Consider the following 1,970-nt stretch of genomic DNA (forward strand, 5'->3'; position numbering starts at 1 on the left):
GGACTACTTTACCTTGCTTTGGCCTGTATCCTTTGGAGAAAACTGGTATAGCAAGATGTATGCCGGACATTCTCTTATAAAGGAATTCATATTTATAATATAAATATAGCAATATCATATAATATCAGAAAGTTATTATTATATCAATAATATCTGCCATGCATAATTCGCATTTATTTTCCTCTATAAATACGCAGAACGCCTAAATCGCAGACAAGTTCAAGTGTATCATTTTTGTCAAGGCCGTTTTTTAAAACTTCATAATTCTCAAAACTGTAAACACCACACAACTGTGAAATAGCTACATAGCACCCACTATAGTCCCTCTTGAGGTCATTATGGGCAACAAGCGAGTAGCGATTCTCGCGCAAGGAGACCAAGGGCCCAATACCGGATTGTACAAAAAGCGTCTTGTCCCGGGAAATATCCAGCAGTCGTTTCAGTTCATCATGAAGTGTAGCATATTGCTCCAACCGGGGATCCGTTACAGCAAAGCTAAGATGCACAAGAGGATGGGAAAATCTTCCGGCGATGAAAGATAAAGCTAACAACAGAACACAGCAGAACAAGATGATTTTCCGGGAACATCGCCTCCATAGAGACAACTTCTGAATCCAAAGCAAACCATATACTCCAGACATAAGAAAAAATGGTGCAGAAATATCCTGGTAATGATGTGCAAAGGCATACATAGGTCCTCTATTCGACACCAGTCCTATCCCCAGCACCGGAAGGCTGCACAAAGCCGTCAAGAAAGCTCGTTTTCCTGCCAGAGGAAGACAGAAGGTACAAAGTATATACTGCAACAGAAAATAAATTTTTTTAGAAATCTCATAAAATGGATGGATAGCCCCTGAAAAAGCATAGTTTTCACCACCACGCAAAAAAGGAAACAAGATCTTTATGACACCTGCAAAATAGGCTGCAGATGCAAAGCAGAGACATGATCCAAACCTATACTGCTTGAGTAACAGGAAGGCGTATATACCTACCGAAAATACCGCTACAGACGACCGTTCCTGTCCACAGGCCAGCAGGATACACCAGAAACAGGCCCAGACAAAACGGTGCCTGTGCAGAGAAAGCACAGCCAGAAAAATGGCAGGGCTAACAAGCGTTGTAAGATGCGTCTGATAACGCCAAGCCCCCAGAAAGGGAAGATAAACGAAAAGGACAAGTTCCCAGAACAGGGCTGTCTTTAGATAGTCGCTTCTGCCATCTTCCTCATATACCTGCCGGATAAAGAGAGGCAGCAGAAAAAACCACGTTCCAAGCGCCAGTCCATGCAACACTGAAAGTGTGTAGGGGCTGTCAAACCAAGTTAAAAACGGCACCAGAAAAAGGGCGAATGGCTGCCAGTGATGGGCATAGAAAGGGATACCGCTATCCAGCTCATGGAAAGGCACATGCCAGCCATAACCATTCCCGAGATTCCAGGGCAGGACAGAGAAATAGCTGAAATCCCAGTCATTTACCCTGAAAGCATACAAATCGGCCAGCGAGGCGATCACACAGACGGCCGTCAGCGCTAGCGGTATCCCGTAGTGGACGCTACGGTGCAGAAATTTTTGTTCCATACCAGAGTCTCTTGTTTACCAAGGCAGGTACCAATCATGATGCCCGATACGGGACATCATGCCACTATCTCCCGATGTATTTTAAAACATGACATAATTGCAGGCTATTCGCAACGTCCTGCTCTTTCTGCCGCCCGGGACATATCCAGGACCACAGGATCGTCTGCGACAGGAAGCTGTCATGCCATCTCCAGCAATTCATCATTGCCCCCCAGGTCATAGACAAACCATGTTGCATACCATGCATCTTCCTTCTATCATTGCGCATCCCCTTCGCATCAAGTTAAGAGGTTTGATTATGAGACCTGCTCCCCTACTTAGAGGATGTCCGGCATGTTTTTTGATTTTAAAAGGTGTGGTAATCTCGTCCCATGAAACAAACAGATTTTCGTG

The 1,970-nt window shown here is 44.7% G+C and carries 1 protein-coding gene; it reads right to left on the reverse strand.

The genetic code is table 11. From position 1 onward, the window contains the following. Positions 1-173 precede the first annotated feature (173 nt). Positions 174-1,577, reverse strand: coding sequence for a DUF2079 domain-containing protein (locus tag HF854_RS12240; RefSeq protein ID WP_168936534.1), 1,404 nt, complete (start codon positions 1,575-1,577; stop codon positions 174-176). Positions 1,578-1,970: the final 393 nt, after the last annotated feature.

It is taken from the genome of Desulfovibrio piger (assembly GCF_012843875.1).
GTDB lineage: Bacteria > Desulfobacterota > Desulfovibrionia > Desulfovibrionales > Desulfovibrionaceae > Desulfovibrio.